This window comes from Armatimonadota bacterium, from assembly GCA_017993055.1.
Classification (GTDB): Bacteria; Armatimonadota; UBA5829; order DTJY01; family DTJY01; genus JAGONM01.
This window is the reverse complement of sequence record JAGONM010000062.1, coordinates 1-8,532: the sequence shown is the minus strand read 5'-3', so window position 1 is coordinate 8,532 and position 8,532 is coordinate 1. Positions and strand designations below refer to the sequence as shown.

Annotated in this window: 6 protein-coding genes and 2 rRNA genes; 1 reads left to right on the top strand and 7 read right to left on the bottom strand. The window is 61.8% G+C overall.

Annotated features, from left to right (window positions below; translation table 11 throughout):
* The coding region (locus KBC96_14990; GenBank protein ID MBP6965698.1) for a sugar ABC transporter permease at positions 1–920 on the bottom strand (920 nt) is incomplete at its 3' end.
* 284 nt (positions 921–1,204) lie between these two features.
* Between KBC96_14990 and KBC96_14985 the strand changes: the two genes are divergently transcribed.
* On the top strand, positions 1,205–1,984 hold the full coding sequence (locus KBC96_14985) for a hypothetical protein (GenBank protein MBP6965697.1): 780 nt from the start codon (positions 1,205–1,207) through the stop codon (positions 1,982–1,984).
* A 10-nt stretch (positions 1,985–1,994) separates the two neighbouring features.
* Here the strand turns inward: KBC96_14985 and KBC96_14980 are convergent, their stop codons facing one another.
* The 6 genes from KBC96_14980 to KBC96_14955 form a co-directional block, all read right to left on the bottom strand.
* Positions 1,995–4,904: a hypothetical protein gene (locus KBC96_14980; GenBank protein MBP6965696.1), complete on the bottom strand. Its 2,910-nt coding sequence runs from the start codon at positions 4,902–4,904 to the stop codon at positions 1,995–1,997.
* An 85-nt stretch (positions 4,905–4,989) separates the two neighbouring features.
* Positions 4,990–6,222, bottom strand: a complete 1,233-nt coding sequence (locus KBC96_14975; GenBank protein ID MBP6965695.1) for a formylglycine-generating enzyme family protein — start codon at positions 6,220–6,222, stop codon at positions 4,990–4,992.
* A 153-nt stretch (positions 6,223–6,375) separates the two neighbouring features.
* Entirely contained in the window at positions 6,376–7,131 is a 756-nt protein-coding gene (locus KBC96_14970; GenBank protein ID MBP6965694.1) for an ABC transporter ATP-binding protein, read from the bottom strand.
* A gap of 160 nt (positions 7,132–7,291) precedes the next feature.
* Entirely contained in the window at positions 7,292–8,143 is an 852-nt protein-coding gene (locus tag KBC96_14965) for an ABC transporter permease (protein ID MBP6965693.1), read from the bottom strand.
* Between the two features lie 115 nt (positions 8,144–8,258).
* A 5S ribosomal RNA gene (rrf, locus tag KBC96_14960) occupies positions 8,259–8,375 on the bottom strand.
* Between the two features lie 58 nt (positions 8,376–8,433).
* A 23S ribosomal RNA gene (locus tag KBC96_14955) occupies positions 8,434–8,532 on the bottom strand; the annotation flags it as partial.

The following is an 8,532-nucleotide window of genomic DNA, read 5'->3' as shown; positions in this document are numbered from 1 at the left end:
ACATACCTCGCGCTCGACCGGAAAAGCAGCAGCGTCGCCGCAAGTATCGCGAGGAACAGGAGCCAGGCCATCGCGCAGGCGTATCCCATCTTGAAGAGCTGGAACGCGTTGCGGAACAGGTACATCGAGAACATCATCGTCGAGTTCACCGGGCCGCCCGTGCCGCCGGTCATCACCCACGCCTGGGTGAAGTACTGGAAGCCGCCGATGATCCCCATGACGGTCGTGAAGAATATGTACGGGCTCATAAACGGCACCGTGATGTGCCAGGTCTTCTGCCACGGGGACGCGCCGTCGAGGCTCGCGGCCTCATAGAGGTCCTGCGGGACATCCTGCAGGCCGGCGAGGTAGATCACGACCGATCCGCCGACGCCCCACGTGCTCATCAGGACGAGGGCAGGTTTGGCCCATTGTATGCTTCGGAGCCATCCGGGACCGGAGAAACCGGGCAGCCCGAGGCTCTGCGATATCCCGCCGAGCCAGTCTACGCCGAGGTTGACCAGTCCGTAGTCCGGGTTGAGCAGCCAGATCCAGAGCACCGAGCTTGCGACGACGGGCACGATCGACGGGATGTAGAAGATCGTTCGGTAGAACGCCATGCCCCTGACCTTGGTGTTAAGCAGGATGGCCAGCGCGAGTGCGACGACGATGCCGAGTGGGACGGCGAGCACGGTGTAATATGCGGTGTTGTAGATCGATTCCCAGAAGAGCGCATCGTGCACGAGGGTCTGGTAGTTCCCCAGCCCCACCCACTGCGGCGGCTTGAGCGCGGAGTACCGGCAGAAACTGTAGTAGAGTAGCGACATGACTGGATAGACGGTGAACGCCGCGAGCCCGACGATCGCCGGCGCGCAGAACAGCAGTCCGTTCCGCGTGTTAGCTCGGTCTATAGCGCTTCGTTTCCGCTTTGCTGCGCTCATGGCTCTCCTGCAGAATGCGTGCTGCGAGGACACTCTATCGTTGGGGATGGAGTACAACTCCATCCCCAACTCCATCCTGGACAGTCAGGGAAGATGCTCCGCCCGACTCGGTGGTTGTCTACCAGATAGTTCACCGCGCGGGGGCCGGGAATCCTTCGTCGCCGGCGGATTCCGAGGCTCCCAACCGGCAAGGAGATGTGGACTGGAGGGCGAATCCGTGCTAACATATAGAAAAAGATTGAGGACCACCAAGCCTTTTGGCATCCATCTCCGAGGTGAGGCACATGAGAACGAGTCTCCTGGCGCGCGCTGTTCTGCCGGTCATGATAATGCTGGCCTCCGCGGGATGCCGCGAGAAGCCTCCCGCCGAGACGTCGTCACTGCCGCCGGTCCCTTCCGGGCGGGCCTCGTCGAGCCAGACCGAGACCGCGCCGCCCCAGCGCCAGCTCAGTCCGGGGACTCAGACGGCTCCGACTCCCATTCAGCGTCCGTCATCGGGCGCGCGGGGCCAGGAGAGTCGGATCGAGGAGCTTGGGCGGCAGCTCGCTGAGCAGCAGAAGGCGACGCAGCGGATATACGAGGAGCATCAGCGGCTCCAGAAGCAGCAGCCGGTCGTCGTCGGGAAGCCGGATTCGACGCAGGCGCGGCTCCTGGCGGACCTCCAGCGCCAGAACCAGGAACTGCTTCGCCGGCAGGAGGCCGCGCGCAGACAACAGCAGGACCTCATCCGGCAGAACGAGGCCGCGGAACGCGCCCGGCAGGAAGTGATCCGTCAGCAGGCCGAGGCCGCGAAGCGGAATCAGGATATCCTCCGACAACAGGAGGCGGCCCAGCGCGCCCAGGCGGCCGAGATGGCACGCCAGCAGGAGGAAATCCGCCGCCAGCAGGATCAGATCAGGGAGATGCAGCGTGAGGCCGAGCGGAACGCGCCGGTGCAGTACAAGTGCAGGTACTGCAAGATGGTCGTCTCCGTGCCGAAGAGCAAAGGCACCCCGTCGTCGTTCGACTGCCCGGTAGGGTCGTCCGGCAAGGGCGGATTCCACTCCTGGAGCCGGCAGTATTGAGATTTCGGAATCAAGGCCCGATCAGCTTGCGAACATCTTCCGGCTTGCGGATCAGGATGCGGCGGGCGATCCCGGAAGGCGTCTGGAAGCAGGAGCTGATGCCGGTGACCTCGACCTTGTCGCCGCTCGAATACCCCGCCGGGTCACAGATCACCCGCACCCCGACGTTCTCCTCCGCGCCGGTCGAGGTCCCGTCCTTCAACCCCGACCCGTCGTCGATGTAGAGGTAGCCGTCGCCCACCTGCGTCACCTTCCCCCATGTGCGGACGAGGAGTCCGGTAGGATCGAGGCCGATCATGAGCGATCTCTCGATATTCCCCAGCGGACCGGGGAGCTGGTTCCCAGTCGAGGCGATGAAGACATCCGAGGCCGTGATCTGCCGCTCGCCGTTCGACGTGCCGAGCGTTCCCGCGACGCGGACCTCGGTGCCCTCCGACACGACCACGTCGCTCGCCACGCGTATGCCCGCGCTCCTATCGGCCGACTCGACGTAGAAGTATGCGCCGCCCATATCGGTGGTCCCGGCGGTGACGACGGCAGGGGCCGTGCGGACGAACTGCCCGTCCGCCGTTCCTCTGAGGCTGCCGATGGAAGCCTCGCCATTGTTCAGGTTCACGCTCACGGTCGCCTCAGCCTCGTTGCCGGGGTAGTCGTGGACGACGGCAGTGAGTGTTCGCGATCCGTTCGCGAGGTAGGTCGTGTCTATCTCCGCCGACCAGCCGCTGGAGCCGTCGAGGTCGCCGAAGCCAACGAGCATGTCATCAGCATAGAGGCCGACCTCTGCCACTGCAACGTCATCCCAGCAGTTCCCCGCCACGGCGGTCACCCCGCTCAGGTTGGCGCCGCCTGTCGGGCTGGTAATGCTGACGGTCGGCGGAGGCGTTGCGGAATCGACGTGCACCGGTATCTCCGTCGCCTCGGTGTTGCCTGATCTGTCCTCAGCGACCGCGGACAGCGTCCAATCGCCCTCGCAGTAGTCGGCCACCCGCAGGTTCGCGGTCCAGAAGTCAAGGGCATTCCAGTCCTTCGCGACCAGGTGGCCGTTCATATAGAACGATACCGTCCAGGCTCCGAGGTCGTCATTCACGGTCGCCCTGACCGTTGTATCGGCAGTGACCTGGGCTCCGTGGGAGGGGTTGTCTATCCAGATCTGCGGAACTACGGTGTCCTCCGGCAGGTCGGCGCTCACAGTGTACTTCCCGAGGGCGGTTATCGGACACCGGATGGTCGCTGCCTCAGGATCGATCGTCCCGCCGACCTTGACCCATTCGTTCGCGCCCTCATCGTAGAAGTAGATGGCAAGATACTGCGTCCGACCGATCGCCGAGAGGTCTTCGCCCTCGTAGGAGAGCTCCAGAGTCGCGTCAGGAGGTACAAGGCCATCGGAAGTGGAGACTTCGAATGCGTGGCCGATGTATCCAGCTGCGGGCGGAGGTGGACTCTCCTCGGTCGCAAGGTAGCTGACTATGAGCGAGCTGGAAGTTGACTGCGCCTGAGTCGAAGACCTTACGGCCTCCACCGGATTGGAGGCTGTGATAGTGATCGGCTGCGAAGCCATGCACAGGGTACGCCCGCCGGACATCTCGAGCTCTGCGTATGCACGAACGAAACGCTCGTAGCCCCTGCATTGGTAGTCGGCGCGAGCATTGTAGACGTATCCACCCGAGACGAGATTCCAGGTCTCAGTCCGTTCCTGGTATGTCGGCGCGCTCTCGCCCTTAGCGTGGACAAACGTGACCCGCGGAGACGCATTGTCGGAGTAGCCGTTGATCTCGACACGTATGAGCGGATGCCCACCGCTGATGGAATGTGTGACCCTCATGCCGGGAATCAGGGACTCCCCTGCCACGCCCCTGTTCATCCAGTAGCTGTAGTAGTTCCCTGACACAAGCTTGTCCTCAATGGTCTCCCAGGAGTCTGCGGCAGTCCCCGGCACTCCAACCCACGCCTTGCCGCCAATGGGAACCCCTTGATGGGGGTGGAAGTCCTCTTCGGAATACCCCCAGACCGTGGTGTAGCCGGCCCTAAGCGCACTGTTCCAGAGCTCCTGCGCGTCGTTCACCGCAATCCCGTCGGGCGTGTAGTGGTCGTAGAGGTAGCGCAGGCGCTCAGGGCTCACAGAGAAGTCATAGTCGAAGACAACCTTCTTGCCCTTGTCGTTCGGATGCGCGATCAGCGCAAGGCCGCCATTGCTCTTGATATGCTCTATTCTAAGACCCACGTGAGCATACCAGTCGCTGCTGGGAAGGCCCTGCGAGAGACCCGAGACGCTGGTACCGGAGTTCATGCCGAGCGCCAACACGTGCGGAAACTCTGAGTCTATTGGTGTGAGTTCCGTGCTTCGCCGGCCCCAGACCACCCCCGAGGTCGAGTCAGCGCCGGGGTCCCAAATGCCCGCCCCGACAGTGGTAATAAAGTAGTCGTGATCGGAAATGGCGACGAAGTCGTAGTGACCCGGGATGGCGTAGTGGTTCACGACCTCGTTGAGGTTCCACGTGGATCTCATCCATGCGAGGACCGCTCCGGGTGGCCCACCATAGTACATTCCAACAAGGTAACCTCCGACCAACTTGTCGATGTCCTGAATCGAGTGGAAGTGAAGTTGACCTCGCAGGAGTTGATCGGATGCGTCGTTGCTGTATGGACTGATCGCTTCGGTCACGGCAGGCCCGGGAATCGCAGCCTGACCCGTGTTGTCAACCGTGAACAGGCCGGTGAAACCGGTGCTGCTGTTGCCGCCGCCGAGGGTGCGGTTGTCCACCGCAAAGAGGCTGGAGAGAGCGGTGTGCGTTCCCCCGGGGACGTATGCCCGGTTCTCGATGGCGAAGTCCGGCGAGTACTCAGTGTCCGCGTCGGCGGGGACAAGGAGCCAGATCGAAACGGCTATTACTGATACTGCTAGACTCGTCCATCTTCTCATTCGGCGATTTCCTCGATGCATTCGCAGCTCACCTGGATGAAACCTCAGGAGAGTCAGCACTGCGACGAGCGTTTGTCCGATCTGATCAGCGTGCCAAGCGAAAACCGTACACCTGCCAGCGATTACAGTAAGCAGCATAGCGATGAGAAACCCCGGGGCCTTCATAGCTCCGGTCGGCACACCTTGGCGTCCCATAGGCTTGCCAATCACCGCCCCTCTGAACACGCTGCGTTCCGCTGCCCGGACCCTCTGGATCAATCCAGCCGCCCGGGGGCCAAGACTGGTAGTATGCAGCATCGTACCAGTCCCTACACCACTCCATCAGGTTCCCAGCCATATCGTGGCACCCATATGGGCTTACGCCCAGCGGATAGCTTCCGGCAGGAGCGGTCTGTGCACCAGGATAGAGCGTGTCACCGGTGTAGTTAGCGGCATTGTTACATCTTTCCACGTCCCAAACATCCCCCCAGGGCCATATCCGAGGGTGTCCATCCCATCGTGCAGCCTTCTCCCACTGCGCCTCGGAAGGCAGGCGACATCCTGCCCACTTGGCGAACGCCTCGGCTTCATAATAGCTCACGCCGACAACCGGGTGGTTATCTGTCTGCACAAAAGTCCGGTACTCCCCCTCACACCCCGTTGCCCAGGTTTGTAGAGGCAGCCATGCATCAGGCTGATTTCTGCTGCCCTTCCAGGCCCACCCCTCTGCTGACCAATACTCAGAATGGTAGTACCCCCCCGCTAGCATGAATCGATTGTATTGCCCACGCGTGACCTCATGCTTGCCGATCCAGTACCCCGACAGGTAGACTGGGTGTTGTGGCAGTACGTCTGACCCGCCTGCGTCGCCAGGCTGTCCAGACCCACCCATCAGGAACAACCCCGCCGGGACGTAGACCATCTCGATGCTCCTGCCGCCGGGAAGAGGCATGGTCCAGTTCGATCCGGACGCCGTCTCATCACTGGCGGTTACCGCAGCGCGATACGTTGTCCCAAAGGCACCTGGCAGGTCGGTTGCGCAGTCCCAAACGATGTGCCGACTCGTGCCCGGTCGGACGTTTGGGCCTACGTCGCCGGCGATGGAGGAAGGCGTGATGGGATAGCTGTTTCCGCCGTCACTCGAGACCCTCACTGACACCTGAAGCAGGGTGGAGTCCGTATCGGCGAGATCGTAGTAGATGTCCACGATGTGCGACCCGTCCGCCCGCTGGTGGCCGCTGACGTTCGAAACCGTCGGCCCGACCGCCCACGCCGGTATCGAAAGCCCGAGGGCGCACGCGCATGTCAGGATGAGAATGAGCCAGCTGTGTGACCGCATAGTATCACTCCTTGCTTCATCGTACACGAAAGATGGTGGTTCTGGTGGGCTGCGGTGGGAAAATGGAACTACCGCCAGTCTACTACTGCTGACGGCAGACGTCAAGAGATTGGCCGGAAAACAGGTAGGAATACCAGGGGGAGGAGACAGGAGTCAGGAGTCAGAATGCGGATCCGCCTCGTGGGCGTGAGCGAGGTAGGCATCGAGGACGGGGGCGACGCCGTCGTCTTGGCGGATGACGCCTGCGTCGAGCCAGAGGACGCGGTTGGCGACCGTGCGGACCGCCCTTAGGTCGTGGGAGACGAATATGATCGTCTTGCCGGCCTGCTGCATCTCGCGGACCTTCGCGTAGCACTTCTGCTGGAACTCCTCGTCACCGACCGCGATCACCTCGTCCACGAGCAGGATGTCGGGGGCGATCTGAGTGGCGATGGCGAACCCGAGGCGCAGGACCATCCCGTTCGAGTAGGTCCGGATCGGCGCGTCGATGAACCGCTCCAGTTGCGCGAACGAGATGATTGCGTCGAGCCGCTTGCGGATCTCCCGGCGACTGATCCCGAGGATCGAGGCGTTGAGGTAGATGTTCTCCAGGCCGGTGAGGTCCGGGTGGAATCCCGCGCCGAGATCGAGCAGCGATGAGACGCGTCCGTTCATGATCACGTCGCCGCTCGTCGGGCGGTAGATGCCGGTCATCGTGCCGAGGAGCGTGCTCTTCCCGGAGCCGTTCTTGCCGATGATGGCGAGAGTCTCTCCCGCGTCCACCGTGAAGCTGACGCCTCTAAGCGCATGAACTTCCTCGACGGTGCTCCGCCGGAACGACGTCGCGAGCGACTTCAGGCTGCCGCCTTTGTTGTGGCTCAGCCGGAACGACTTGTGCAGGTCTCGGATGATGACAGCTTCCATCGGCACTAGCTTGCTTCTCCCAGGATGTCATTCCCTACGGAGCCGATAGTCCTGAGTGCGCCGATGAGTGACGGCGTGTATCGAAGGACGGCTCGATGCAGGAAGGCCGTCCTTCGATACGCTTCGCTACTCAGGACTGTCGGTGTGTGGGCTGTGTCAGGCACCATCAGAGCATCTCCGCGAAACGGTGCTTCCTGCTGTTGAAGAACAGGTAGCCTGCGATCAGGACGACCAATGACATCGCGCCCGCCAGCGTCAGATAGCCATAGTTGAGCGGCAGGTCCGGCAGGCCTGGGATGTTGGCGGGCGGGAGCAGGATCTTCCGATAGGTGGTGATCAGCAGGGAGAGCGGGTTCATATAGTGTATCCTCGCCAGCGCGACTCCGAGCGGGCGGTAATACTCCGGGATGCGCGTGGCGAAGTCGGGCGTCCACACCATCTCGACGAAGTAGATGATCGGCGTGAGGTAGAAGAGCAGGTTCAGGAACACCGTGACCATGTACTTCACGTCCTCGTAGTAGACGTTCAGGCACGAGACTATGTACGCGACGCCCATCGTCAGCATGAACTGGATCAGCACGACCAGCGGGAGCAGGAGCCAGGTCGTCAGGATCGGCGTCCCCAGGATCAGCAGGTAGACGAAGAACACACCCAGCGCCAGGATGAAGTGCACGAGGTTCGAGATCACGAAGGAGGCCGGGAGCACCTCGCGCGGGAAGTACGTCTTCTTGACGAGGTCGCCATGCTGGAGGACCGACTGGGCGGCATCGAGCACGGACATCTGGAAGAAGGTCCACGGCAGGAACGCGCAGAGCACGTAGGCGGAGTAGTTCGGGATCTTGTCCGCGAACCCGACGAACTTAAAGACGACGGTGATCACCGCGACCTGCATCAGCGGGTTGAGGAGCGACCAGAAGAACCCGAGGACCGAGTTCTTGTAGCGGACCTTGATGTCCCGGATGACGAGATTCAGGAGCAGTTCGCGGTACTTGGCGAGTTCGGCGAGTTCTCTGAGCATGGGGGGCCTCGAGACGATCCTTCCAAGGCCATAGTGTATACGGGGCGAGGCCGGTTGTCAAATGCCGAAAGTGGAAAAGCCTCCGAATCCTTAGGATTCGGAGGCTTTATGAATAAGCTGGCGACGACCTATTCTTCCGGGGGCTTGTGCCCCAAGTACCGTCGGCCCTGGAGAGCTTAACTACCGTGTTCGGGATGGGAACGGGTGTACCCTCTCCGGCATTATCACCAGCAAACTTGTGCACAAATGCACATGGAGAACCGCACAGCGGGGGGTAAATCAGGATTGTAATGGCCAAGCCCTCGGCCTATTAGTACAGCTAAGCTGAACGCATTGCTGCGCTTACACACGCTGCCTATCAACCATGTAATCTACATGGGGCCTTACTC